Below are 24,874 nucleotides of genomic sequence, written 5' to 3' on the forward strand. Positions count from 1 at the left end.
GATGCCGCCAACTTCGCCTTCGCCGCGCATCGTCGTGGTCGGCATCGGCCCTGCGGGCGTGCGCGCCGCTCAGGCGCTGGTGCGCGCCGGCGTTCGGCCCGTGGTGGTGGACGAAGGCCGGCGCGACGGCGGACAGATCTACCGCCGCCAGCCCGAAGGCTTCAAGCGGCCCTACGCCAAGCTCTACGGCACCGAAGCCGAGAAGGCACAGGCGCTGCACCACGACTTCGACGCGCTGCGCGCCCACATCGACTACCGCGGCGAGACGCTGGCCTGGAACGTGAGCGAGGGCGCGCTGCACGTCGTGCATGCCGGCGAGCCGCAGGTGCTGCCGTTCGATGCCTTGCTGGTCTGCAGCGGCGCGACCGACCGCCTGATGCCCGTGGCGGGCTGGCACCGCGCCGGCTGCTACAGCCTGGGCGCCTCGCAGATCGCGCTGAAGGCGCAGGCCTGCGCCATCGGTTCGCGCGTGGTCTTCATGGGCAGCGGCCCGCTGCTGTATCTCGTGGCGTCGCAGTACGTGCAGGCCGGCGCTCAGGTGGCGGCGGTGCTCGACACCGCGCCGGCCGCCAAGTCCTGGAGTGCCGTGCGCGGGCTGCTCGCGCGGCCGCGGCTGGCGCTGCGCGGGCTCGCGCTGATCCGCGGGCTGCGCAGCGCGGGCGTGCCGGTGCTGCAAGGCGTGGTGCCGCTCGCCATCGATGGCGACGACAGCCTCGGCGTGCAGGCCGTTGCCGTGCGCGATGCCCGGGGGCGCGAGCAGCGCTTCGCGTGCGATGCCGTCGGCCTCGGCTGGCACCTGCGCGCAGAGACGCAGCTGGCCGATCTCGCGCGCTGCGAGTTCGACTTCGAACCCGTGAGCCGGCAGTGGCTGCCGCACATCGATGCCGACGGCCGCAGCAGCACGCGCGGCGTGTACCTGGCTGGTGACGGCGTCCGCATCCTCGGTGCCGACGGCGCCGAGGCCGCCGGCCGGCTGGCCGCGCTCGCGGCGCTGGCCGACCTCGGCCACGCGCCGGGCCGCGCGCTCTACGACACGGAGTCCGCCGCGCTGCGCCGCACGCTGGCGCAGATGAACCGCTTCCGCGAAGGTCTCGCGCGCGCCTTTCCGTGGCCGCATGCGCAGGCCGCGGCACTGCCCGACGAGGCGGTCGTGTGCCGCTGCGAAGCCGTGACGGCGGGCGAACTGCGCCGCTGTGTCAACGAGATGGACAGCCACGAAGTCAATCGCGCCAAGGCCTTCAGCCGCGTCGGCATGGGGCGCTGCCAGGGCCGTTTCTGCGGCCATGCGTCGGCCGAGATCGTGGCGCAGGCCAGCGGCGTGCCGGTGCAACTGGTGGGTCGCCTGCGTTCGCAGGCGCCGGTCAAGCCATTGATGATGAATACGCGCGAGGTCAGTCCATGAGCGAAACCACGAACACCGACGTGCTGGTGCTCGGCGGTGGCCTGATGGGCACCACCGCCGCCTTCTTCCTGCGCCGCCAGCACGGCCTGTCGGTCACGCTGCTCGAGCGCGAACTGGTGGGCCGGCAGGCCAGCGGCACCAACTTCGGCAACGTGCGCCGCCAGGGCCGCGTGCTGGCGCAGATGCCGCTGGCCAACCGCGCGCGCGCCGTCTGGGGCCGCGTGAACGAACTGCTCGGCGAAGACCTGGAGTTCGTGCCCTACGGCCACCTGCGCGTTTGCTACACCGAGCAGCAGGCCGTGGTGCTCGAGCAGCACGCGAGAGACGTGAAGCCGCTGGGCCTCGACCTGGAGCTCTTCAGTGCCGCGCAGCTGCGCAAGCGCTGGGGCATCTTCGCACCCGAGGTGGTGAGCGGTTCGCTGTCGCCGAACGACGGCCATGCCAACCCGCGCCTGGCCGGACCGGCCTTCGCGCGGGCGGCGCGGCGCGCGGGCGCGAACATCGTCGAGCATGCCGAGGTGATGAAGGTCGAGCGTGACGACGGGGGCTTCGCGGCGCACACCGCGGACGGCCGGCGCTTTCGCGCGCCGCAGCTGCTCGTGGCCTGCGGCGCCTGGTCGAACCGCATGGCCGAGCAGTTCGGCGAGCCCGTGCCGATGGAGGCGCGCGGACCGCAGATGGGCGTGACCGAGCCGCTGCCCTATGCGGTAGGTCCGTCGATCGGCGTCTCCTCGCCGATCGAGCAAGAGGGGCTGTATTTCCGCCAGATCTCGCGCGGCAACATCGTCTTCGGCGGCGGCCTCAAGGGGCCGGCGCACGCCGACCGTATCCGCGCCTACGTCAAGCCCGACAACGTGCTGCGCCAGATGCGCGAACTGCGCCGCGTGGTGCCGGCGTTCGAACACGTGCAGCTGATCCGCGTGTGGAGCGGCATCGAGGGCTACATCGCCGACTGGCAGCCGGTGATGGGACCCAGCGCCCGCGTGCCCGGCCTGCACTACGCCTTCGGCTTCTGCGGCGAGGGCTTCGCGATCAGCCCCGGCGTGGGCGAGACCATGGCCGAGCTGATCGCCACCGGCCGCACGTCGACGCCGATCGAGAGCTTCTCCATCGGGCGCTTTGCGGCGGCTTCGCAGAAACGGGCGGCTTGAAAGAAGCGATAGCCGGCATGACCGGCGATCGCGCCAGACTCAGAGGCCGACCAGCGCCGGCAGGCCGCCGATGTCGGAGATCTCGGTCGTGCCGTAGGCTGGAACACCGGGTTCGTGCTTGCGATTGACGAAAGCCTTGTCCTTGATGCCCACGTCGCGCGCCGACATGTGGTCATAGCGCATCGACGACGACACGTGCAGGAAGTCTTCCGGCTTCGCGTTCAACGAGTCGATCATGTATTCGAAGGCGCGCAGGCGGGGCTTGTAGGCCTTGGCCTGCTGCGCCGTGTAGACCCGGTGGAAGGGCACGCCGAGCAGCTTCACGTTGTGCACGAGCTGCGCGTCCATGGCGTTCGAGATGATGACCAGAGGGATCTTGTCGGCGATCCTGGCCAGGCCCGCGGTCACGTCCGGGTGCGGGCCCCAGGTGGGCACGGCGTTGTAGATTTCCGAGACGTCGGCCTCGCGGAACGGCACGCCCCAGCGGTTGCAGGTGCGCAGGACCGAGTTGTAGACGACGTCGTAGTAGGGCTGCCAGTCGCCCAGCACCTCGTCGAGCCGGTAGGCTGCGAAGTCCTGGCAGAACTGTTCGATGTTTTCCGGACTGACGCGGTCGGCGAAGAGCCTGCGCGCCATCGGTGCCATCTGGAAGTTGGTGAGAGTGCCGTAGCAATCGAAGCTGATGTACTTGGGCCGGAAGACAGTGGTCATGGAAGCTCCTCGTGAATATTCGAATCGCGATATGGGAATGGATCGATGGCAGGCAGGGTGCCTTGGGCGGTCATCATGACGAAGGCGTTGCGATGGCGATGGCCGCCGTGCTCAGCGCCTCGCCTCGACCGCATCGGCCAGCTCGGCCAGCGTGTGGAAGTGATGGTCGGGCACGGTGTGCTTCGACTCGATGGTGCCGCCGGAGCCCTTCTGCGCATGGCGGCGCTCGATCCAGCAGGTGGCGATGCCGAGCTGTTTCGAGATGCCGATGTCGTGGTACTGGCTTTGCGCCACGTGCAGGTTGTCCGCCTGCTTGAACCCCCAAGCGCCTTCGAAGCGGCCGCGGGCGTAGGCGAAATAGCGCGCGTCGGGTTTCTCGCACAGTGCGTCGTCGCAGCTCAGCAGCATGTCGAAGGGCGAGCCCAGGGTCTTGTCGAAATGCGCCAGCGCCCAGGCCTGCGCGTTGGTCATCGTCACCAGCTTGAAGCGCTTGCCGAGCCGCTTCAGCGCTTCCACCGAATCGGGGAACGCCGGCCACCGGGCGACCGAGTCGCGCAGGCCCTTCGCAATGGCATCCGTGTCGGGCAGGCCCAGCGCGGGGGCGATGGCGTGCCAGCAGCGCTCGAGGTCGTCGGGATACCAGCCGGCGCTGCCATCAGCGCGGGCTCGCCGGTAGGCGGCGAGGAAGTCGTCATCGCTCACGTCGGCATCGGGCGCCGCGCTGCGCAGGTAGGCGAGCATGCCGCCCTCGAAGTCGATCAGCGTGCCGACGACATCGAAGGTGAGGACCTTGAAATCTTGCAGTGACATGGGAAAGCTCCACGGATGAAGAAAGAGAGTTCATCGAGCATAGGAGCGCTCCCTGCTTGCGCAGGCCCGAACTGGGGCCGCGCTACGGCACAGGATGTCGTTGTCGGCGCCGGGCCGGCATCTTCTTGCGCGGGCGGTTCAGTTCCCGCCGGCGTGGCCCTTGTGTTGCGGCAGGTCGTCCGTGATCGTGAACCACGGAGCCTTCGAGCCGACGAAGATGTGCGCGCTCGGCCGGACGGTGGGCGTGTCGACCAGCGTGCCCAGCGTGACGTGCACGAACTGCCCGCCTCGCACGACCGAGCACAGCAGCGAGCCGCACTTGGCGCAGTGCAGGTCGCCCGCGTCAGGCTTGCCGTAGACCGTGATGCTGTTCTCGCCCTGCGTGATGGCGAACTTGCCGCGCTCGATGCCCGCGAAGGGCTTGAAGGCCGAGCCCGTCGCGCGCCGGCAGTCGGAGCAATGGCAGTTCAGCGCGTAGGCAAACTCATCCGCCACCGAGTAGTGGACCGCGCCGCACAGGCATCTGCCGGCGAGCATGCGCGGCCGGGAGCTCAACCCGCCAGGCCCACGAACACGTTCTGCACGTCGTCGTTCGCGTCGATGGCCGCCAGAAAGGTTTCGACTTCTTCCAGGTCTTCCGCGCTCAGGCTCGCCGGATCGACCGGGTTCTTCGGCTTGTAGCCCAGCTTGGCCGACAGCACGGTGAAGCCCTGGGCCGGCAATGCGCGGCTCACGAGGTCGAGGTCGGTGGGGTCGGTCAGGAAGACCGCCGCATGGCCTTCGCCGGCCGGCTCGAAGTCTTGCGCGCCGGCTTCGATGGCGGCCACTTCGGGGTCGGCGTCGGGCCTGGCGGGTTCGGCTTCGATCATGCCGACGTGGTCGAAGTCCCACGACACCGAGCCCGAGGTGCCCAGCTGGCCCTTGCGGAACAGCACGCGCATTTCAGGCGCGGTGCGGTTCACGTTGTCGGTCAGGCACTCGACCATCACCGGCACGCGGTGCGGCGCGAAGCCTTCGTAGATCACGTGCTCGAAATGCACCGCCTCGCCCGTGAGTCCCGCGCCCTTCTTGATGGCGCGGTCGAGCGTTTCCTTGGGCATCGAGACCTTGCGGGCCTGCTCCACGACCAGCCGCAGGCGCGAGTTGGAGGCCGGGTCGGCGCCCGCGCGCGCGGCGATCATGATTTCCTTGGCGAGCTTGCCGAAGAGCCGGCCCTTGGCATTGGCCGCCAGGTCCTTGTGTTTTGCTTTCCATTGGGCGCCCATGTCTGATTCCTCGAATGTGTGTTGCGGCCTTGTCTGGCTCTTTTGCAGAAAGAAGGGCTGGACGACCGGATTGGGGCGACTACTGTAGCCTTCTTCCCATGACCTCTTCACGAGCCACACCGTACTCCACGCCGTTCGAGGCAGGCAACGGCAACCAGACCACCACCTGGGCCGAATGCGTGGCCTTCTACCAGCGGCTGGCCGACCACTTTCCCGGCGTGCTGCACTGGGGCGAGATCGGCGTGTCGGACACCGGCGTTCCCCTTCACGCCGGCGTGGTCACTGCGGACGGCGTGTTCGACCGCGAGACGCTCAAGCAGCAGGGCCGCCCGGTGTTCTTCAACAACAACGGCATCCACCCCGGCGAGCCCGAGGGCATCGACGCCTGCATGGCGCTGGTGCGCGATTTCTGCACCCGGCCCGAGCAGCTCGCGGCGCTGGGCGGCACCGTGTTCCTGTTCATTCCGGTCTACAACGTGGACGGCTGCATCAACCGCCAGGACACCTCGCGCGTGAACCAGCTCGGCCCCGAGTCGTTCGGTTTCCGCGGCAACGGCCGGCACCTCGACCTGAACCGCGACTTCATCAAGTGCGACAGCCTCGCCGCGCAGGTGTTCAACAAGTTCTTCACCGCGTGGGACCCGGACGTGATGGTCGACACCCACACCTCCAACGGCGCAGACTACAGCTACACCATGACGCTGATCCCGACCCAGCCCGACAAGCTGGGCGGCGGGCTGGGACAGTTCCTGCGCGAGAGCATGCTGCCGGCGATCTACGCCGGCATGGACCGGCGCGGCTGGCCAACCTGCCCATACGTGAACCTGCTGGCCGAGACGCCGGACGACGGCATCGAGGATTTCCTCGACCTGCCGCGCTTTTCCACCGGCTATGCCGCGCTGCACCACACCATCGGCTTCATGCCCGAGACCCACATGCTCAAGCCCTTTGCCGACCGCGTGGCTGCCATGCGGACGTTGGTCGAGGTGGTGCTGGAGTTCACCGTGGGGCATGCGGCGCGCATTCAGGAACTGCGCCGCGAGGCCCGGGCCGCCACGGCGCAACAGGCGCGCTGGTCGCTGGCATGGCGCAACGACCGCAGCCGGCCGGCGAGCCTGCGCTTCAAGGGCTATCGCGCGGTTCGCACGCCCAGCCGGCTGGGTACTTATGAGCGCCTGGCCTACGACCGCGGCCAGCCTTGGGAGAAGGACATCGTGCACTTCGACCGCTGCGTCGAAGTCGCGTCCGTCGCCGCGCCCAAGGCCTATCTCGTGCCCCGGGCCTGGCGCGAAGTGATCGAGCGGCTGGCGTGGAATGGCGTCGAGTTGCAACGTCTCGAAGCGGACCGGCTGTTCGATGCGGCGCGCGTGTATCGCATCCGGAGCGTGGTCTCCCGCGCGAACGCCTACGAAGGGCACATGTTCCATGACGAGGTGGTGCTCGCTGCGCACACCGAGCCCTTCCAGGCGCATGCGGGCGACGTGTGGGTGCCGCTGGACCAGGCCAATGCCCGCTACGTGGTCGAGACGCTGGAGCCCGAAGCCCACGACAGCTTCTTCCGCTGGGGCTTCTTCAACAGCGTGCTGGAGAAGAAGGAGAACTTCTCGGCCTACGTCTTCGAGGACACCGCGCTTCGGATGCTGGAGGAAGAACCCGCGCTGAAGCGGCAGTTCGAGCAATGGAAGGTCGATCACCCCGACAAGCTGTCCGATCCGCAAGCGGTACTGGGTTTTCTCTTCGCCCATGGACAGCGCCATGCGGAGCCCGGGTGGCGGCGCTATCCGGTGGTGGCGCTGATGGCTTCCTGAGCGGCGCAGAGCGCGGCAGGAGCAAGTTTTTCCAAGTCCTGGATGCGGGACACCCTTACGCTGCAGTCATTCCACAACGCCCTCGGGCCCTCACACATGCATTCCGCCGAATCGTCACGGCAGCAAGCCGGCATCTTTCATCGCCTGCACGCCGGGCCCGACCCATTGGTGCTGGTGAACGCCTGGGACGCCGCCAGCGCGCGCATCGTCGAGCGCGCCGGGGCCACGGCCCTCGGCACCACCAGCGCGGGCATGGCCTGGTCGCTCGGCTACGCGGACGGCGAGCGCATGCCGGCGAGCGAGTTGCTCGCGGCCTGTGCGCGCATCTGCCGCGTGGCGAGCGTGCCGGTGAGCGTCGACATCGAAAGCGGCTTCGGCGACAGCGCGCAGGCGGTGTGCGACGTGGCGGGCGAGCTGATCGACATGGGTGCGGCCGGTATCAATATCGAGGACGGCACGCGGCCGGGCACGCGCGAGCTGGCGTCACCGGAGGTGCTGTGCGAGCGCATCGCCGCCATCCGCAAGCTGGACGCGCGCTTTTTCATCAACGCGCGCACCGACGTCTACTTCGTGCCTTGGGACGACCCGGCGGTGCGCTTCGAGGAGGCGAAGCGCCGCGCTCGGCTCTACGCGGCGGCGGGCGCCGACGGCATCTTCGTGCCCGGCATGTCCAGCCTCGAAGAAATCACCGGCATGGCCGGTGCGGTGAGCCTGCCCGTGAACGTGTATGCGGGCTATGCCGGTGCACCGCCGGCCGAGGGCTTTGCGCGTGCCGGCGCGCGGCGCATCAGCCTCGGTTGCGGCCCGCTGCAGTCGGCGCTGGGGCTGGTCGGCCGCATCGCCAGGGAGGCCTTCCAGCATGGCCGCTTCGGCGCGATGGGCGAGGGCATGCTGTCGGTCGGTGAGATCAACGGGCTCTTCGCCGCCACGCCCTGAGCTCCGCGCCGCAAGGGTGCGTTCGGGTACAGTGGGCGCCCCTTGCCGCAGCCGACCCCGCCCGAACCCGATTCCCCGCACAGCATCCGCCTCGAAGCGGTGACGCTGGTGCGCGGCAGCCAGCATGTCTTCGAGGGGCTGACGCTCCACCTGCAGGAGGCGCGCATCGGCCTGATCGGCGACAACGGGGCGGGCAAGAGCAGCCTGTTCCGCCTGATCAGCGGGCTCGACCAGCCGCAGCAGGGCCGGGTGGTGGTGCATGGCTGCGACACGCAGGCCGACCGCAGGCAGCTGTCGAAGCACGTGGGGCTGATGTTCCAGAACCCCGACGACCAGATCATCTTTCCGACCGTGGCCGAGGAACTGGCCTTCAGCCTCACCGCGCGCGGCGAAACGCGGCAGGCGGCGCGGCAGCAGGCACGCGACTTCCTCGCTCGGCGCGGGCTCGAGGCCTGGGCCGCTCGCGCGGTGGGCGAGCTGAGCCAGGGCCAGCGCCAGCAGGTTTGCCTGCTGGCCTTGCAGATCAGCGAGCCCGCCACGCTGCTGCTCGACGAGCCCTTCGCCAGCCTCGACCTGCTGAGCCAGGCGCGGCTGGCCGCGCAGCTCGACGCCAGCGATCACCAGATCCTCGTGTCCACGCACCTGCTCGAACACGTCTACGACTTCGAGCGCGTGCTGTGGCTCGAACAGGGCAGGGTGCGCGCCGACGGGCCGGGCCGCGAGGTGTGCGAGGCCTACGCCGAGAACGTGCGCGAGCGCGCCGCATCGGAGCGGGGCCGCCGTGCGTAGCCTCTACTCGGAGCAGCCGACGTGGATGCATGCGATCGCCGCGTGGGTCAAGCTCGCGCTGCTGTCGGTGTGCGGCACGCTGCTGGTGCTGGTCGAACGGCCGGTGCACCTGGCCATCGCCTGTGCGGTGGTGCTGCTGATCTTCGCTTTGCTCGGGCCGCCCGCATGGCGCCGCGCGCGCATGCTGCTCGGCGTGGCGATCGCGGGCGGGATGATCGTCGGCTTCCACTGGGCGATGGGCACGACCCCGCTCGGCGTGGCCAGCGCGCTGCGCCTTGCCAGCGCGGCCACGCTCGCGCTGATGCTCACCCTGACCACGCGCTTCGAAGACCTGCTGGCGGTACTCGAGGCCGTGCTGCACCCGCTGCAGCGCTTCGGTGTGCCGACCGAGCGGATCGCGCTCGGGCTTGGCCTGATGCTGCGCTTCGCCGAGAATTTCTACGTGCAGTGGCAGCGCCTCGACGACGCCTACCGCGCGCGCGCAGGCCATGGCGGCGGCCTGCGGCTGCTGGCACCGCTGACCATCCGCACGCTGCAGACGGCGGAGCGCGTGGCCGATGCGCTGGCCGCGCGGCTCGGGCGCTGAACTCCAGTCCTATTCCTCGAAAGCGATCGCCATGACCACCACCACAGGCTCCCTCACTTCGTCCCGCTCGCTCTCCTACATCGCTCTGTTCGCGGCGCTGATGGCGGTGTTCGGCCTGATCCCGAAGATCGACCCGCCGTTCGGCGTGCCGATCACGCTGCAGTCGCTGGGCGTGATGCTGGCGGGCTGCCTGCTGGGGCCGCGCCGCGGCTTCCTGGCCATCGCGCTGTTCCTGCTCACGGTGGCGCTGGGCCTGCCGTTGCTGCCCGGCGGCCGAGGCGGCCTGAGCGTGTTCGTGGGGCCGACGTCGGGCTTCCTGTTCGGCTGGATGTTCGGCGCCTTCGCCTGCGGCCTGCTGATGCGCCTGGCGGTGCGCCGCATGGCTGGCGCCACGGGCCTGCCCCTGCTGGCGGCGGCCTTCCTGTCGTCGGTGGTCGGCGGCATCTTCGTGATCTATGCCTTCGGCATCGTCGGGCTGTCGTGGGTGGCCCACATGCCGCTGCCGAAAGCGGCGCTGGCCATGCTGGTCTTCATTCCCGGCGACCTGATCAAGTGCGGCCTCTGCGCGATGCTCGTGCAGACCGTGATGCGCGGCATGCCGGGCTGGCGCCTCGACCGCGACTGACCGGTCGATCTAGCCGCCGCGCCGTGTGAAGACGGTGGCCGAGAGGTAGTCCTTGCGCGGGCCGCGCACCGCGTGGCGGATCGTGAAGGAGCCGTCCGGCAGAAAGCGATAGCCGCTGTCGTAGGTGTCGGGCGTGCACAGGTGAGTGGCCGACCCCGCGAGCACATCGCCGTCGCGCACGATGCCGATGGCATGGAACAGGCGCGTCGGGCTCTCGGCAAAGTGCACCGCGAAGCCACCGGGAGTGCGCTCGAAGAAGTATTCGCGATGCCCGTCGAACTCCTTGCCGTCGGCCAGCCGGATCCGGCCCTCTTCGCGGTACTTCAGCATTCCAGCCTCGAGCGGCGTGAACACCGCGACGCCGCTCATGGAGGCCTGGTCCTCGATGGTCCGCTCCAGGTCCCACGCGCCTGCCAGCCCGTCGAAGACGGTGTCCGCAGTGCCCCAGGCCGACAGGGGTGGAAGAGGGGAGGCGGGCTCGCGCATGCAAAGACTCTACGGCAAGCCGCGATCTCCTCCGGAAACGGGTGATTGTTTCCAACGTGTGAACGCCGTGGTTCTGTTTGCTAAGGGTTTTTACTTAGATAACGGCGCACAATTCATCTCACAGACCGGCCCCAAGCCGATCTGGGTGAACAGGGCCCCGAGCGAGGTGGCCGCCCCCCGACGGGGCGGTGACCCACCCAAGACCGGTTCGAAATCATCCAAGTGCAAAAGAACTGAAACGAATTGAAGGACATCCAAATGACCGCCTCGAAGCTCCTCTCCGCTATCTCCATCGCCCTGCTGGCCGCTGCCGGCGCCGCTCACGCTGAATCGTACGAAGGCGTGCACCAGCTGACCTCGGCCGCCAGCCGCGCCGACGTCGCCGGCCAGGCCGTGGTTGCTGCCCACAGCGCCAACCCCTACGCCACCGGCGCCGATGCCGGCCCGGCCCGCGCGATCGTCTCGACCGTCAGCCGCGCCGCCGTTCGCGCCGATGCCGTGGCCGCTGCGCACAGCGCCGATCCGTATGCCGAAGGCGCTTCCGCCGTTGCGGCACCGGTCTTGGCCAGCACGGTGGACCGCGCCGCGGTGCGTGCTGCCGCCCGCGCTGCAGCCCGCGGCGACAGCCTGCCGCTGTAATCCGCCGCGGCAGCCTCCCGCCTGGCGAAAGACAGAAACCGGGCCATGCGTTTGCATGGCCCGGTTTTTTTTGGCCGGCTCAGCCCGAAGGCAGTTCCCGCAGCGCCGCCACGAGGAAGGGCGGGCCGCCGGGCAGCGCCGCGTCGTGCAGCGTGATGAACCATTGCGTCGCGCCTTCGTGCGCTGGGCCCGCGCGCAGCGTCCACGCATAGACCCGCCGGCTGCCGCGCGCATCGTCGGTGGCTTCGCAATGCGCCACCGTTTCGTCGCGGCACTCGTCGACCAGCACGGCGTGGCCGTCGGGGTCGTGGCGGATCGCGCGCTGCATCAGGCGCACGCCGATGCGCTCCGGCGCCGCGGTGCGTTCGCCGTCCCGCGCGGGCGGCACTGTCGCGCGCAGGCGCTGGTCCAGCGGCATGTCCGCGCGGAAGCCTTCGCCGCGTTCGAGCGACATGTTTTCGAGTGCCACGCGCACGCGGCGGCGCTCGCGCAGCGTGGTCACGAGGAACATTACCGTCGACACCGAGAAGATGCCGGAGAACGGCAGCCCCACCAGCAGCCAGAGCCACTGCCAGCCGCCGCGCAGCGACCACGTGATGGCCTGGAAGCCGAACGCGGCCATGAAGGCCAGCACCGCCAGCGCGACCAGCCATGCGATCCAGTCGGAGAACGGCTTCTGCATGCGCTCGGTGGCCTGCGGCGCGTCGGAGCACCATTCGGTGGGCACGTGTTCGTCGAAAGGCGGCAGCCCGGCCACGCGAGGGTGGGCGATCAGGTCGATGGAAGGATGGCGCTGCGGCATGAAGAGCCGCCGAGCATAGCCAGCCGCAGGGGGCCGCGTTGCATTGCCTTGTCCTGGCGCATCCTTCATGATGGCGCGGCGCGGAAGGGGTGGCCGCAGGGGCTCATGCTTTCGCATTACTGCGCCGCTCTGGTGCGGTGGGCGAAAATAAACCGCTCCCGCCAGCAGACAAACAAGAAAGCACGATTCGTCGCCGCCGATGCGGCAACCCAACACGCATGGCCCTCACTCTCGATCCCGAAGACACACGCGGACGCATCCACGATCTTGTGTGGAGCGGCTTCCATCCCGATGCCGACGTCGAATGGATGATCACCGACGAGTACCTCGATCCGGATGAGCTCTCCGCCGAGGACCGTGCCTGGGTGAAGGCCGAGGCCGCACGCGCCTGCGCCGCCAAGCGCGCGGCTGAATCCGGGTGGCCTGCGCAGACCGAATACGACCGGCTCGAAGCGGTCTTCGCGCAGCTGCGCGGCGAGAAGATCATTGCGCTGCATCGCGCGGGCAACACGCTGGCCGACGGCCACGACGACGTGCGCGAGCAGTGGCGCGCCGCGGGGCGGCTGGCCTCGGGCGTTCGCGGCTGCTGCTTCTATCACTCGCAGGACCTCGACACCGCGGTGCGCACCGGCCGCCTGCGCCTGGCCTTCAGCGGCGGCATGATCCCCGAGATCGAACAGCGCGAAGCCAACACCGTGGTGGTGGGCCACCGCATCGTGGAGTTGCTGCGCGCGGCCGGCTTTGGCGCGCATTGGAGCGGCAACGTCGACGAGCGCATCGAAGCCGACCTCGGCCGATGGCGCAAGCGGAGCCCCGGCGCGTGAGCGTGATGACGCCATACCCAACCGAATAGCCCCTCGCGCGACGGCTTCGGCGGTTCGCGCCATGATCGCGCCATGATTCCGTTATCGATCCTCGACCTTTCCCCGATCACCGAAGGCAGCGACGCCGCGCAGTCGTTCCGCAACTCGCTCTCGCTGGCGCAGCATGGCGAGAAGCTGGGCTACACGCGCTACTGGCTGGCCGAGCACCACGGCATGCCGGGCATCGCGAGCGCGGCCACTGCGGTGCTGCTGTCGTATGTGGGGGCGGGCACGTCGACCATCCGCATCGGCGCCGGCGGCGTGATGCTGCCGAACCATTCGCCGCTTGTGATCGCCGAGCAGTTCGGCACGCTGGAGTCGCTGTACCCGGGGCGCATCGACCTCGGCCTCGGGCGCGCACCGGGCTCCGACCAGCGCACCGCGCGGGCCTTGCGGCGCAACCTCGAATCGGACGCGGACCAGTTTCCGCAGGACGTGATCGAGCTGATGGACTTCATGTCGAAGACGCCGCAGCAGCCGGTGCGTGCCGTGCCCGGCGCGGGGCTCGAGGTGCCGGTGTGGATCCTCGGTTCGAGCACCTTCGGCGCGCAGCTCGCGGCGCACCTGGGCCTGCCCTACGCCTTTGCCTCGCACTTCGCGCCGCAGCAGATCATGCAGGCCATCCAGATCTATCGCGAGACCTTCAAACCCTCGGCGCAGCTGCAGAAGCCGTACGTGATGCTGGGCTTCAACGTGTTCGCGGCCGACACCGATGCCGAAGCCGAGTTCCGCGCCACCTCGTGGCAGCAGGCTTTCGTGAACCTGCGCAGCGGCCGGCCGGGGCGCCTGCCGCCGCCGGTGGAAAACTACCGCCAGAAGGTCGGGCCGGCGGAGAACGCGCTGCTCGACTCGGTGCTGTCGTGCTCGGCGGTCGGCTCGGTCGAGACGGTGAAGAAGGGCGTGGAAGCTTTCGTCGCACGCACCGGCGCCGACGAACTCATGATCACCTCACAGGTGTTCGACCATGTCGCCCGGCTGCGCTCCTACGAGCTGCTGGCCGAGGCGTTCGGCCAGCAGAAGAAGCAGTAGCCTGGCTCACGCCGCCCGCTTGCGGGCTTCCTCGTCGACGAGATCCTTCTTCGAGAGCTTGCCCACGGGTGTCTTGGGCAGCTCGGCGCGGATCTCCAGCGCGCCGATCATCTCGTGCTTGCCGAGGCGGTTCTTCAGGAATGACTTGAGCTCGTCGAGCGTCAATTCGGGCGCGCCTTCCTTCAGCTTCACGAAGGCCTTGGGCGACTGGCCGCGGTACTCGTCGGGGATGCCGATCACGCAGACCTCGGCCACCGAGGGATGCTCGTACACCGCCTCTTCCAGCACGCGCGGATAGACGTTGTAGCCGCCGCAAAGCAGCATGTCCTTGGTGCGGTCGACGATGTAGAGGTAGCCGTCGGAATCCATCTTCGCCACGTCGCCGCTGCGGAAGTAGCCGTCGGCCGTCATCGACTCGGCCGTGGCCTTGGGGTTGTTCCAGTAGCCCTTCATCACGTTCGGGCCCTTGATGCAGAGCTCGCCAGCCTCGCCGAAGGTGGTGACGTCCTTCGAGGGATCGTCCAGGCTCACGAGCTTGATGCGCACCTGCGGCAGCGGCATGCCGCACGAGCCTGCCTTGCGCAGGCCGCGTGCGGGCGTGAAGGTGCCCACGGGCGAGGTCTCGGTCATGCCCCAGCCCTCGTTGAGGTGGCAGCCGGTGAGCTCGAAGAAGCGCTGCTCCACTTCCACCGGCAGCGGCGCGCCGCCGGAGCCGCAGAACTTGAGCGAGCGCAGGTCCATCTCCTTCGCCTTGGGGTGCGAGAGGATGGCGGTGTACATCGTCGGCACGCCGGGGAACACGCTGATCCGGCTGGCGGCGAGCTCGTCCATCACCGCGTCGACGTCGAAGCGCGTGTGCAGCACCAGCGCCGCGCCCAGGCGCACGCCGAGCAGCATCGCGGCGCTGAGCGCGAAGATGTGGAAGAGCGGCAGCACCACCAGGAAGCGCTCGGTGCCCTCGGCCAGGATGGGCGGATCGCCCTTGGTCGATTCGTAGTACTGCGCCGAGGCCGACGTGAGATTGGCGTGCGTGAGCATCGCGCCCTTGGGCAGGCCGGTGGTGCCGCCGGTGTACTGGAGCACCACGATCTCTTCGGCGAGGTCGCCCAGCGGATAGGTCTTGTGGGCGCCTTCGCTCCTGAGCAGGTCGGTGAAGCGCACGTGCCGGTCGTCCACGGGCACGGGGGCGATCTGGCCGGCGCCCTGCAGCTGGGCCTGCACCTTGTCGCCCATGGCGCCGTAGTCGCCGAGGCTGCCGACCACCAGCGTCTTCAGGCGGGAGTTGTCGAGCAGGCGCGCCATCTGCGGGTAGAGGTTGACGAGGTCGAGCGTGATGAGGATGTCGGTGCGGCTGTCCTCGATCTTGTGGGCCAGCACGCGCTCGGCGTCGAGCGGCGAATAGTTCACCACCGTGCCGCCGGCTTTCAGCACGGCGATGAAGGCGATCGGGTAGTGCGGCGTGTTCGGCAGGTAGAGGCCAACGTGCACGCCGGGCTTCACGCCCAGGTCCTGCAGGCCCTTGGCCGCGCGCTCGACGGCGGCGCCGAGTTCGCGGTAGGTGATGACCTGGCCCATGAACTCGACGGCGGAGCGCTCGGGCCAGCGCTCGACGGCCTCGTCGAGCATCTGCTGCACCGGCTTCACGGGCAGCTCGGCGTCCCAGCGCATGCCCGCGGGGTAGGCGCGTGTCCAGGGGAGGGTGTCGCCGGAATTCGAGGCGGTGGAAGGTGTGGCCATGCGTCTTGTCTCCGCTTGCGGTGGTCTCGTGAATGGCGTGGCGGGTCTTGCTGCCGCCTTCGTCCGGAATCACTTTAGCGCCGGCCCTCCCGTCGATGGCCCGTGCGCTGACAAACCGGCGACACGGGTTTTCCCGATTTCCCACACGCCGGAAGCCCCTTCGACGGGGCTGGGACAATAGGGGGCTTATGGCAAAGCATCGGATCGTTGTGGGACTGAGTGGCGGAGTGGACTCCGCGGTGACGGCGCACCTGCTCAAGCAGCAGGGGCACGAGGTGGTCGGCATCTTCATGAAGAACTGGGAAGACGACGACGACAGCGAATACTGCTCGTCGAACATCGACTTCGTGGACGCCGCCAGCGTGGCCGACGTGCTGGGCATCGAGATCGAGCACGTCAACTTCGCGGCCGACTACAAGGACCGCGTGTTCGCCGAGTTCCTGCGCGAATACAAGGCCGGCCGCACGCCGAACCCCGACGTGCTGTGCAACGCCGAGATCAAGTTCAAGGCCTTCCTCGACCATGCCATGCGGCTCGGTGCCGAGAAGATCGCGACCGGGCACTATGCGCGCGTGCGCCTGAACGAGGGCACCGGCAAGCACGAACTGCTCAAGGGGCTCGATCCGTCGAAGGACCAGAGCTACTTCCTGCACCGCCTGAACCAGGCGCAGCTGTCGAAGACGCTGTTCCCGGTCGGCGAACTGCACAAGACCGAGGTGCGCCGCATCGCGGAAGAGATCGGCCTGCCCAACGCGAAGAAGAAGGACTCGACCGGCATCTGCTTCATCGGCGAACGGCCGTTCCGCGAGTTCCTCAACCGCTACATCTCCAAGGAGCCCGGCCCCATCAAGGACGACCGCGGCCGCAAGCTGGGCGAGCACCAGGGGCTGAGCTTCTACACGCTGGGGCAGCGGCAGGGGCTGGGCATCGGCGGCGTGAAGGAGAGGGGCGCACAGCGCGGCTCGGGCGACCATTCGCCGTGGTTCGTGGCGCGCAAGGACGTCGAGAAGAACACGCTGTGGGTGGTGCAGGGGCACGACCATCCGTGGCTGCTGTCGTCGGCGCTGAAGGCGGACGATGCGAGCTGGGTCTCCGGCGAGCCGCCGGCGCCGGGCAGCTACGGCTCGAAGGCGCGCTACCGGCAGGCCGATGCGGCCTGCGAAATGGATGCCGGGGAAGACTCCGGCGCCGCCTTCGCCTTGCGCTTCGGTGAGCCGCAATGGGCCGTCACGCCTGGGCAGTCGGCCGTGCTCTACGACGGTGAACGCTGCCTTGGCGGCGGCGTCATCGTCTGACTCAGGGCGCCGAGCGCACCGATTCGTCGACGTGGACCACGTCCAGCGGGTGGCGCTTGCCCGCCAGATGGTCTTCGATGCACTGCAGCAGCAGCGGGCTGCGGTGCCGCGCCACGCTGGCGCGGATTTCATCCGCCGTCATCCAGACGGTGCGCACGATGCCTTCATCGAGCGGGCGGCCTTCTTCGAACGCGCCCAGCGTGCCCGCGAAGGCGAAGCGCATGTAGGTGGTGTCTTCGCCCCGTTCGGCCAGCGGCCGGGAGCGCGCCATGTAGACGCCGATGAGCGCCGTTGGCGTGAAATGATGGGCGGTTTCCTCGAGGGTTTCGCGCACGCAGCCCTCGGCCGGGGATTCGCCGGGGTCGAGGTGCCCCGCGGGCGTGTTGAGCCGCAGGCCATCGGCAGTCTGCTCCTCGACCAGCAGGAAGCGCCCGTCGCGCTCGATCACCGCGGCCACGGTGACGTTGGGTTTCCAGCGCGGGCCTGCTGCCATGTTTTCGGCCTTCTTATTTCAGCGCGTAGCCGCTGAAGCGCCAGACACGATCGCTGTCGAGGTGAAAGCTCACGAGTTCGCGCAAGGTGCCGTCGGGCTTGTTCGCGAAGCGGGTCTCGTATTCGACGCTGACGTACTGGCCGGCCGTATCGCCGTCGGCGTCGGCCACGATCTGGCGGTTGACCGACACCCAGATGCGCATCTGCGGTGCGCCGATCGGGGCGCGACTCCTGGCGATCTGGGTGGTGAAATCGTTGCGCGTCACGCGCTTGCGGGCGGCGGGGGTGGCGCCGTCCCACAGTTCGCCGGCCTTGCCCTGGTCGATCATCTGGATCACCTGCATGCCGCCTCGCACCATGTCGCTGGCTTCGACCTCTTGTGCGGCGGCCGGGCCGAACCAGCTCCAGAGCAACGTGGCTGCGAGCAGCAATCGGATCATCGGGTTCATTCGTCTCAATCTTTCTGGGGGCTCACAGCCAATCCTGCAAGGCTGGGGGCGCAACGGTGGAAACCGTTCGAGACTTTAGCGTGCCGGAGATTCCCGGCTCAGCGCACGCCGGTCCCCGACAGCGCATCGGCCTCGATCGTTTCCAGCCTGTACCCCAGGCCGTAGATGGCCAGCAGCAGGAAACCATTCGCGGGGCGCAGGTCGAGCTTGGTCCGCAGGCGCGAGATGTGGGTGTCGAGCGATCGCGACAGCGCCTCGACGCCAAGGCCCCAGACGGCCTCGTGCAGGTGTTCGCGCGAGAGCAGCCGCCCGAGGTTCTGGAACAGGAACAGCGCGAGTTCGTACTCCCGGTTCTTCAACTCGACCTGCACCCCGCGAACCTTCAGGAGCCGCGAGGGCGGATAGAAGTGGTAGGGGCCGAAGATCAGCTCGGCCTCGTGCTGGGCCGGGTAGGAGCGGCGCAGCAGCGCATTCACGCGAGCTTCGAGTTCACCGGCGCGGGCGGGCTTGACCATGAAGTCGTCCGCGCCCGCATTGAGGCCTTCGACCAAATCTCCCTCGTCGTGCCTGTCGGTCACGAAAAGAATGGGAAGCCGGCTATTGAGTTCGCGGCGGATGGACTTCACGACGTCGGGGCCCTTCATGTCGGGCAGATTCCAGTCGAGTATCAGCAGGTCGAAGGTCTGCCGGCGCATCGCCTGCAACAGCGCCCTTCCTTCCGTATAGGAATGGCACTCGTGCTCGAGTGCCGTCATGGTTTGGCTGATCCGCTTGGGTTGATCTACACCGTCGTCGAGTACTGCAATTCGCATTCCATCCCCTTCTTCCTCCTTCGTCAGTCTCGGTGAGCTGACGATTTGGGGTCGAAGTGTATCCATCTGCGACTAACGTAAAGTTCAAAGGCCGCAACTAATGCACGCAAATCGCGTTTTCCAGATTAATTGTTAATAAATTTGGTGACGATTGGATGCAAATGGCAGATTTGATTGTGAATCTCATTAATGACTGTTAACAATTTTTTACTGGACAAACAGCCTTAATTTTCTTGGCCAGTCGAGGATGGACGCGTGTCGCCTCCCTCGAACGCGCTATCGAATATCCGAATTCGCTATTGAATGAATAGCGGTGGCGACAACGTTCATCGGCACTTTGGGGCGAAAACCACAGAGCGTTTTTGCGACAACGAAGGCTTGTAATCTTGCTGTAAGCTCTGCCCGCGTTCCGTTTGCCCCCTTGCTCTGAGGAGATCTCTATGCTGATAGGCGTGCCTGCCGAGACACTGGCTGGCGAAACCCGCGTGGCTGTTACACCCGAAACGGTGAAGAAACTGGTGGCCTCGGGGCACACCGTACGGGTGCAGTCGGGGGCTGGCGTTGCCGCCAGCGTCACCGATGCCGCCTACCAGGCCGCCGGTGCCGAGATCACCAACATGAACGCCGCATTCGCCGCCGACATGGTGCTCAAGGTGCGCACGCCCACCGATGCGGAGACCGCGCTGCTGAAGTCCGGCGCCGTCGTCATCGGCATGCTCAATCCCTTCGATGCCGCGGGCCTGCAACGCCTGGCCTCTGCCGGTGTCACCGGCTTCGCGCTCGAAGCCGCCCCGCGCACCACCCGCGCCCAAAGCATGGACGTGCTCTCGTCGCAGGCCAACATCGCCGGCTACAAGGCCGTGATGATCGCGGCCGACAAATACCAGCGCTTCTTCCCCATGCTGATGACCGCCGCCGGCACCGTGAAGGCTGCACGCGTGGTCATCCTGGGCGTCGGCGTGGCGGGCCTGCAGGCCATTGCCACCGCCAAGCGCCTGGGTGCCGTCATCGAGGCTTCCGACGTGCGTCCCAGCGTGAAGGAGCAGATCGAATCGCTGGGCGGCAAGTTCATCGAAGTCTCCTACGACACCGATGAAGAAAAGGAAGCAGCCGTCGGCGTCGGCGGCTACGCCAAGCCGATGCCCGCGAGCTGGCTCGCGCGCCAGCAGATCGAAGTCGCCAAGCGCGTGGCGCTCGCCGATGTCGTCATCAGCACTGCACTCATCCCGGGGCGCGCCGCGCCGACGCTCATCACCGAGGACATGGTCAAGTCGATGAAGCCGGGTTCCGTCATCGTCGACATCGCAGCCGGCAAGGGGCCCGACGGCGTGGGCGGCAACTGCCCGCTGTCGGAGGCCGACAGGACCGTGATCAAGCACGGCGTGACCATCGTGGGCGAGACCAACCTCGCGGCGCTGGTGGCGGCCGATGCGTCGGCGCTCTATGCGCGCAACGTGCTCGACTTCCTCAAGCTCATCGTCACCAAGGAAGGTGCGCTGAAGATCGACCTCGAGGACGACATCGTCGCCGCCTGCCGCGTCACGCAGGACGGCCAGGTCACGAAGAAGTAAGCGAACACGCGAGGAGAAGAACCCATGGATCCCGTTTCCCATACCGTCATCAACCTGATCATCTTCGTGCTGGCCATCTACGTGGGCTACCACGTGGTGTGGACCGTCACGCCCGCGCTGCACACGCCGCTGATGGCCGTGACCAACGCCATCTCGGCCATCGTGATCGTGGGCGCCATGCTGGCGGCCGCGCTCACCGAAACAGGCCTGGGCAAGACCATGGGCGTGCTCGCGGTCGCTCTCGCGGCGGTGAACATCTTCGGCGGCTTCCTCGTCACGCGGCGCATGCTCGAGATGTTCAAGAAGAAGGAAAAGAAGGCCGCACCGAAGGCTGACGCAGGAGCAGCCCAATGAGCATGAACGTCGTCACGCTGCTGTACCTGATCGCCAGCGTCTGCTTCATCCAGGCCTTGAAGGGCCTGAGCCATCCCACCACTTCGATCCGCGGCAACGTCTTCGGCATGGCCGGCATGGCCATCGCCGTGCTTACCACCGGCGCGCTGATCTACAACATCGCCGGCGGCCACCTCATGGGCCTGGCCTGGGTGCTGCTGGGGCTGGTGGCCGGCGGCGGCTACGGCGCCTGGCGCGCCAAGACGGTCGAGATGACCAAGATGCCCGAGCTGGTGGCCTTCTTCCACAGCATGATCGGCCTGGCGGCGGTGTTCATCGCGGTCGCGGCCGTGGTCGAACCCGCGGCCATGCTCGAAGGCATCGCCAAGGGCGCGCCCATCCCCACCGGCAACCGGCTCGAGCTGTTCCTGGGGGCGGCCATCGGCGCCATCACCTTCAGCGGCTCGGTCATCGCCTTCGGCAAGCTCTCGGGCACCTACAAGTTCCGCCTGTTCCAGGGCGCGCCGGTGCAGTTCGCGGGCCAGCACATGCTGAACCTCGTGCTCGGCCTGGCCATGATCGGCCTGGGTCTGGTGTTCATGTTCACCGAGAGCTGGCCGGCCTTCTTCGCGATGCTGGCGCTGGCCTTCGTGATGGGCGTGCTCATCATCATCCCGATCGGCGGGGCCGACATGCCGGTGGTGGTGTCGATGCTCAACAGCTACTCGGGCTGGGCGGCCGCGGGCATCGGCTTCAGCCTGAACAACGCGATGCTGATCGTGGCGGGCAGCCTCGTGGGCAGCTCGGGCGCGATCCTGAGCTACATCATGTGCAAGGCGATGAACCGCTCGTTCTTCAACGTGATCCTGGGCGGCTTCGGCGGCGAGGCGGTCAGCGCGGGCGGCGGTGCGAAGGAACAGCGTCCGGTCAAGAGCGGCAGCGCCGACGACGCGGCCTACATGCTGTCCAACGCCGAGACCGTGATCATCGTGCCGGGCTACGGCCTGGCGGTGGCGCGCGCGCAGCATGCGGTCAACGAGCTGGCGGAGAAGCTCACGCACAAGGGCGTGACCGTGAAGTACGCGATCCACCCGGTGGCCGGGCGCATGCCGGGCCACATGAACGTGCTGCTGGCCGAGGCCGAGGTGCCGTACGACCAGGTGTTCGAGATGGAAGACATCAACGGCGAGTTTGCGCAGGCGGACGTGGCGATCATCCTGGGGGCCAACGACGTGGTGAACCCGGCCGCGCTCACCAAGGGCACGCCGATCTATGGCATGCCGATCCTGGAGGCCTACAAGGCCAAGACCGTCATCGTGAACAAGCGCTCCATGGCCGCCGGTTATGCGGGCCTGGACAACGAGCTGTTCTACATGGACAAGACGATGATGGTCTTTGGCGACGCAAAAAAAGTAGTGGAAGATATGGGCAAGGCCATCGAATAGGCCGAAGGTCCACGCCCGCGCAGCGGGCGAGCTCTTCGCGGCGCCACCTCGTGCGCCGTTTTCGTTTTCAACAGTCCGACTCCCGGAGGAGACAAATCCAATGACCGATCGTCCCTGGCTCAGCAGCTATCCGCAGGGCGTGCCCGCCGATATCGATGCCTCGCAGTACACCTCGCTGGTCGCACTCATGGAAGAGAGCTTCGCGAAGTACGCCGACCGCACGGCCTACAGCTTCATGGGCAAGGACATCAGCTACGGCGAGACCGACAGGCAGAGCAAGGCCTTCGCAGGTTACCTGCAGAGTCTGGGCCTGGCCAAGGGTGACCGCGTGGCGGTCATGATGCCCAACTGCCCGCAGTACCCGATCGCGGTGGCGGGCACCCTGCGCGCCGGCCTGATCCTGGTCAACGTGAATCCGCTGTACACGCCCCGCGAACTCGAGCACCAGCTCAAGGATTCGGGCGCGAAGGCGATCGTCATCATGGAGAACTTCGGCACCACGCTGCAGCAATGCATCGCAGCCACGCCGATCAGGCACATCGTGCTGGCCTCCATGGGCGACCGCCTCGGCTTCCTGAAGGGTGCGCTCGTCAACTACATGGTGCGCAGCGTCAAGAAGCTGGTGCCCCAGTTCAGCCTGCCGGGTGCGGTGCGTTTCAACGAAGCGCTCGACAAGGGCGCGAGTGCTTCGGTGAAGCCCGTGGCCATCGGACCCGACGACGTGGCCGTGCTGCAGTACACCGGCGGTACCACCGGCGTGTCGAAGGGCGCAGTGCTGCTGCATCGCAACGTGATCGCGAACGTGCTGCAGTCCGAGGCGTGGAACGAGCCGGTCATGAACAAGGTGCCGGCCGGCGAGCAGCCCACCAGCGTGTGCGCCCTGCCGCTGTATCACATCTTCGCGTTCACGGTCGGCATGATGCTGAACATGCGCACGGGCGGCAAGCTGATCCTGATTCCGAATCCGCGTGACATCGCGGGCGTGCTGAAGGAGCTGTCGAAGCACACCATCCACAGCTTCCCGGCTGTCAACACGCTGTTCAACGGGCTGGCGAACCACCCCGACTTCAACACCGTCAACTGGAAGAACCTCAAGGTCTCGGTCGGCGGCGGCATGGCGGTGCAGGCCGCGGTGGCGAAGCTGTGGCTCGAGAAGACCGGCTGCCCGATCTGCGAAGGCTACGGCCTGTCGGAAACCTCGCCGTCGGCCACCTGCAACCCGACCAACAGCACTGCCTACACCGGCACCATCGGCCTGCCGCTGCCGAGCACCTGGCTCAAGCTGCTCGACGACGACGGCAACGAAGTACCGGCCGGCGAGCGCGGCGAAATCGCCATCAAGGGCCCGCAGGTGATGGCCGGCTACTGGCAGCGCCCCGACGAGACCGCCAAGGTCATGACGCCCGACGGTTACTTCAAGAGCGGCGACATCGGCGTGGTCGACGAGCGCGGCTACTTCAAGGTGGTCGACCGCAAGAAGGACATGATCCTGGTGTCGGGCTTCAACGTGTACCCGAACGAGGTCGAGGACGTGGTTGCACTGATTCCGGGCGTGCTCGAATGCGCCGCGGTCGGCGTGCCCGACGAGAAAACCGGCGAGGCCGTGAAGCTGGTGATCGTCAAGAAAGACCCTTCGCTCACGGAAGCGCAGGTGCGCGAATACTGCCGGGCAAACCTTACGGGTTACAAGCAGCCGCGAATCGTGGAGTTTCGTAGCGACATGCCGAAGACACCGGTCGGAAAGATCCTTCGCCGCGAGTTGCGCGACGCGAAGAAGTAAGGGTTCGGCCCGGTGAGGGCTGCGGCATCGATCTTGCATATTCGCGGTCGATGTTTCGATTCCTCCTGACCCGCGTGAGCCTGCTGGTGCCGACCTTCATCGGCATGACGCTGCTCGCTTTCTTCCTCATCCGGCTGGTGCCGGGCGACCCCATCGAGACGATGGCCGGCGAGCGCGGGATCGACCCCGTGCGCCACGCCCAGCTGCGCACCGCGTACGGCTTCGACAAGCCGGTGATCGTGCAGTACGGCATCTACATCGGGCGCGTGCTGCACGGCGACCTCGGCAAGTCGCTGATCACGCAGGACACGGTGATGAGCGAGTTCCTCGCGCTCTTTCCGGCCACGGTCGAGCTCGCGGCCTGCGCCATTCTTTTCGCGCTGCTGCTCGGGCTGCCGGCAGGCATCCTCGCGGCAGTGCGGCGCAATTCCATCTTCGACCACGGCGTGATGGCCACCTCGCTCACCGGCTACTCGATGCCGATCTTCTGGTGGGGGTTGCTGCTGATCCTGTTCTTCTCGGTGCAGCTCGGGTGGACGCCTGTGTCGGGCCGCATCGCGGTGCAGTACTACATCGAGCCCGAAACCGGCTTCCTGCTGATCGACTCCCTGCGCGCCGGCGACATCGGTGCCTTCTGGTCGGCATTGCACCACCTGATCCTGCCGGCCATCGTGCTCGGCACGGTGCCGCTCGCGGTCATTGCGCGCATGACGCGCTCGGCCATGCTCGAAGTGCTGGGCGAGGACTACATTCGCACCGCGCGCGCCAAGGGGCTGTCGCGCTTTCGCGTGGTGGGGCTGCATGCGCTGCGCAATGCGCTGATCCCGGTCGTGACCGTCATCGGGCTGCAGGTGGGCGTGCTCTTCACGGGCGCCATCCTCACCGAGACCATCTTCTCCTGGCCCGGTGTCGGCAAGTGGCTCATCGAGGCCATCGGCCGGCGCGACTATCCGGTGCTGCAGGGCGGCATGCTGCTGCTCGGAGGAATCGTGATGCTGGTCAACCTGCTGGTCGATGTGGCCTACGGCGTCATCAACCCGCGCATCAGGCACTGAAGC

The 24,874-nt window shown here is 67.5% G+C and carries 26 protein-coding genes; 16 read left to right on the plus strand and 10 right to left on the minus strand.

Annotated features, from left to right (window positions below; genetic code table 11):
- Position 1: 1 nt before the first annotated feature.
- Both ACCC97_RS05420 and ACCC97_RS05425 read left to right on the plus strand, forming a co-directional pair.
- Positions 2-1,402, plus strand: coding sequence for an FAD-dependent oxidoreductase (locus ACCC97_RS05420; RefSeq protein WP_413331800.1), 1,401 nt, complete (start codon positions 2-4; stop codon positions 1,400-1,402).
- Positions 1,399-2,553 (plus strand): NAD(P)/FAD-dependent oxidoreductase, encoded by a 1,155-nt coding sequence (locus tag ACCC97_RS05425; protein ID WP_413331801.1) that lies wholly within the window; start codon positions 1,399-1,401, stop codon positions 2,551-2,553. The genes ACCC97_RS05420 and ACCC97_RS05425 overlap by 4 nt, the downstream gene beginning before the upstream one ends.
- A 39-nt stretch (positions 2,554-2,592) precedes the next feature.
- Here ACCC97_RS05425 and ACCC97_RS05430 read toward each other — a convergent pair whose 3' ends face one another.
- The 4 genes from ACCC97_RS05430 to ACCC97_RS05445 all read right to left on the minus strand — a co-directional run bounded on the left by ACCC97_RS05430 (position 2,593) and on the right by ACCC97_RS05445 (position 5,339).
- Positions 2,593-3,264, minus strand: coding sequence for a haloacid dehalogenase type II (locus tag ACCC97_RS05430; RefSeq protein ID WP_056588526.1), 672 nt, complete (start codon positions 3,262-3,264; stop codon positions 2,593-2,595).
- Between the two features lie 111 nt (positions 3,265-3,375).
- Complete coding sequence (locus ACCC97_RS05435) at positions 3,376-4,074, minus strand: HAD-IA family hydrolase (protein ID WP_413331802.1); 699 nt, start codon at positions 4,072-4,074, stop codon at positions 3,376-3,378.
- Positions 4,075-4,212: 138 nt separating this feature from the next.
- On the minus strand, positions 4,213-4,611 hold the full coding sequence (locus tag ACCC97_RS05440; RefSeq protein WP_007828473.1) for a GFA family protein: 399 nt from the start codon (positions 4,609-4,611) through the stop codon (positions 4,213-4,215).
- A gap of 14 nt (positions 4,612-4,625) precedes the next feature.
- Positions 4,626-5,339, minus strand: a complete 714-nt coding sequence (locus ACCC97_RS05445; protein ID WP_007828471.1) for a YebC/PmpR family DNA-binding transcriptional regulator — start codon at positions 5,337-5,339, stop codon at positions 4,626-4,628.
- Positions 5,340-5,437: 98 nt separating this feature from the next.
- Here ACCC97_RS05445 and ACCC97_RS05450 point away from each other — a divergent pair, with 98 nt between their 5' ends.
- The 5 genes from ACCC97_RS05450 (at position 5,438) to ACCC97_RS05470 (ending at position 10,083) form a co-directional block, all read left to right on the plus strand.
- Positions 5,438-7,147: a M14 family zinc carboxypeptidase gene (locus tag ACCC97_RS05450; RefSeq protein WP_413331803.1), complete on the plus strand. Its 1,710-nt coding sequence runs from the start codon at positions 5,438-5,440 to the stop codon at positions 7,145-7,147.
- 96 nt (positions 7,148-7,243) lie between these two features.
- Positions 7,244-8,083, plus strand: coding sequence for an isocitrate lyase/PEP mutase family protein (locus tag ACCC97_RS05455; RefSeq protein ID WP_413331804.1), 840 nt, complete (start codon positions 7,244-7,246; stop codon positions 8,081-8,083).
- Positions 8,084-8,125: 42 nt separating this feature from the next.
- The gene (locus ACCC97_RS05460) at positions 8,126-8,872 is read left to right on the plus strand and encodes an energy-coupling factor ABC transporter ATP-binding protein (RefSeq protein ID WP_007828457.1); all 747 of its coding nucleotides are present in this window, start codon (positions 8,126-8,128) and stop codon (positions 8,870-8,872) included.
- Complete coding sequence (locus tag ACCC97_RS05465; RefSeq protein WP_007828455.1) at positions 8,865-9,458, plus strand: energy-coupling factor transporter transmembrane component T family protein; 594 nt, start codon at positions 8,865-8,867, stop codon at positions 9,456-9,458. Before ACCC97_RS05460 ends, ACCC97_RS05465 begins: the two co-directional genes overlap by 8 nt.
- A gap of 31 nt (positions 9,459-9,489) precedes the next feature.
- Positions 9,490-10,083 carry a biotin transporter BioY gene (locus ACCC97_RS05470; RefSeq protein ID WP_413331805.1) on the plus strand — a complete coding sequence of 198 codons (594 nt, stop codon included), beginning with the start codon at positions 9,490-9,492 and terminating at the stop codon, positions 10,081-10,083.
- Positions 10,084-10,092: 9 nt separating this feature from the next.
- On the opposite strand, the gene ACCC97_RS05475 is transcribed toward ACCC97_RS05470, so the two are convergent.
- A complete protein-coding gene (locus ACCC97_RS05475) occupies positions 10,093-10,569 on the minus strand; it encodes a DUF6314 family protein (RefSeq protein ID WP_413331806.1) in 477 nt (158 codons plus the stop codon).
- Between the two features lie 258 nt (positions 10,570-10,827).
- Between ACCC97_RS05475 and ACCC97_RS05480 the strand changes: the two genes are divergently transcribed.
- Complete coding sequence (locus ACCC97_RS05480) at positions 10,828-11,208, plus strand: hypothetical protein (RefSeq protein ID WP_007828449.1); 381 nt, start codon at positions 10,828-10,830, stop codon at positions 11,206-11,208.
- A 79-nt stretch (positions 11,209-11,287) separates the two neighbouring features.
- Here the strand turns inward: ACCC97_RS05480 and ACCC97_RS05485 are convergent, their stop codons facing one another.
- On the minus strand, positions 11,288-12,010 hold the full coding sequence (locus ACCC97_RS05485) for a hypothetical protein (RefSeq protein WP_413331807.1): 723 nt from the start codon (positions 12,008-12,010) through the stop codon (positions 11,288-11,290).
- A 218-nt stretch (positions 12,011-12,228) separates the two neighbouring features.
- On the opposite strand from ACCC97_RS05485, the gene ACCC97_RS05490 reads away from it, so the two are divergent.
- Positions 12,229-12,834 carry a DUF6891 domain-containing protein gene (locus ACCC97_RS05490; RefSeq protein WP_413331808.1) on the plus strand — a complete coding sequence of 202 codons (606 nt, stop codon included), beginning with the start codon at positions 12,229-12,231 and terminating at the stop codon, positions 12,832-12,834.
- Between the two features lie 72 nt (positions 12,835-12,906).
- The gene (locus ACCC97_RS05495) at positions 12,907-13,902 is read left to right on the plus strand and encodes an LLM class flavin-dependent oxidoreductase (protein WP_413331809.1); all 996 of its coding nucleotides are present in this window, start codon (positions 12,907-12,909) and stop codon (positions 13,900-13,902) included.
- 6 nt (positions 13,903-13,908) lie between these two features.
- On the opposite strand, the gene ACCC97_RS05500 is transcribed toward ACCC97_RS05495, so the two are convergent.
- Positions 13,909-15,639 carry a long-chain-fatty-acid--CoA ligase gene (locus tag ACCC97_RS05500; RefSeq protein WP_413331810.1) on the minus strand — a complete coding sequence of 577 codons (1,731 nt, stop codon included), beginning with the start codon at positions 15,637-15,639 and terminating at the stop codon, positions 13,909-13,911.
- A 188-nt stretch (positions 15,640-15,827) separates the two neighbouring features.
- Here ACCC97_RS05500 and mnmA point away from each other — a divergent pair, with 188 nt between their 5' ends.
- Positions 15,828-16,934: a tRNA 2-thiouridine(34) synthase MnmA gene (mnmA, locus tag ACCC97_RS05505; protein WP_413331811.1), complete on the plus strand. Its 1,107-nt coding sequence runs from the start codon at positions 15,828-15,830 to the stop codon at positions 16,932-16,934.
- Position 16,935: 1 nt separating this feature from the next.
- Here mnmA and ACCC97_RS05510 read toward each other — a convergent pair whose 3' ends face one another.
- From ACCC97_RS05510 to ACCC97_RS05520, 3 genes are all read right to left on the minus strand, one after another.
- Positions 16,936-17,427 (minus strand): NUDIX hydrolase, encoded by a 492-nt coding sequence (locus ACCC97_RS05510; protein WP_413331812.1) that lies wholly within the window; start codon positions 17,425-17,427, stop codon positions 16,936-16,938.
- 13 nt (positions 17,428-17,440) lie between these two features.
- Positions 17,441-17,875: a DUF4019 domain-containing protein gene (locus tag ACCC97_RS05515; protein WP_007828441.1), complete on the minus strand. Its 435-nt coding sequence runs from the start codon at positions 17,873-17,875 to the stop codon at positions 17,441-17,443.
- Positions 17,876-17,973: 98 nt separating this feature from the next.
- Positions 17,974-18,687 (minus strand): response regulator transcription factor, encoded by a 714-nt coding sequence (locus ACCC97_RS05520; protein WP_042672645.1) that lies wholly within the window; start codon positions 18,685-18,687, stop codon positions 17,974-17,976.
- Between the two features lie 440 nt (positions 18,688-19,127).
- On the opposite strand from ACCC97_RS05520, the gene ACCC97_RS05525 reads away from it, so the two are divergent.
- The 5 genes from ACCC97_RS05525 to ACCC97_RS05545 all read left to right on the plus strand — a co-directional run bounded on the left by ACCC97_RS05525 (position 19,128) and on the right by ACCC97_RS05545 (position 24,871).
- Positions 19,128-20,258: a Re/Si-specific NAD(P)(+) transhydrogenase subunit alpha gene (locus tag ACCC97_RS05525; protein WP_007828439.1), complete on the plus strand. Its 1,131-nt coding sequence runs from the start codon at positions 19,128-19,130 to the stop codon at positions 20,256-20,258.
- Positions 20,259-20,282: 24 nt separating this feature from the next.
- Positions 20,283-20,612, plus strand: coding sequence for an NAD(P) transhydrogenase subunit alpha (locus tag ACCC97_RS05530; protein ID WP_007828438.1), 330 nt, complete (start codon positions 20,283-20,285; stop codon positions 20,610-20,612).
- Positions 20,609-22,036 (plus strand): NAD(P)(+) transhydrogenase (Re/Si-specific) subunit beta, encoded by a 1,428-nt coding sequence (locus ACCC97_RS05535; RefSeq protein ID WP_007828437.1) that lies wholly within the window; start codon positions 20,609-20,611, stop codon positions 22,034-22,036. Before ACCC97_RS05530 ends, ACCC97_RS05535 begins: the two co-directional genes overlap by 4 nt.
- 100 nt (positions 22,037-22,136) lie before the next feature.
- A complete protein-coding gene (locus ACCC97_RS05540) occupies positions 22,137-23,816 on the plus strand; it encodes a long-chain-fatty-acid--CoA ligase (RefSeq protein WP_413331813.1) in 1,680 nt (559 codons plus the stop codon).
- A gap of 50 nt (positions 23,817-23,866) precedes the next feature.
- Positions 23,867-24,871 carry an ABC transporter permease subunit gene (locus ACCC97_RS05545; RefSeq protein WP_056515149.1) on the plus strand — a complete coding sequence of 335 codons (1,005 nt, stop codon included), beginning with the start codon at positions 23,867-23,869 and terminating at the stop codon, positions 24,869-24,871.
- Positions 24,872-24,874: the final 3 nt, after the last annotated feature.

Origin of the sequence: Variovorax sp. Varisp85 (assembly GCF_047304045.1) — a bacterium.
Taxonomy (GTDB): Bacteria; Pseudomonadota; Gammaproteobacteria; order Burkholderiales; family Burkholderiaceae_C; genus Variovorax.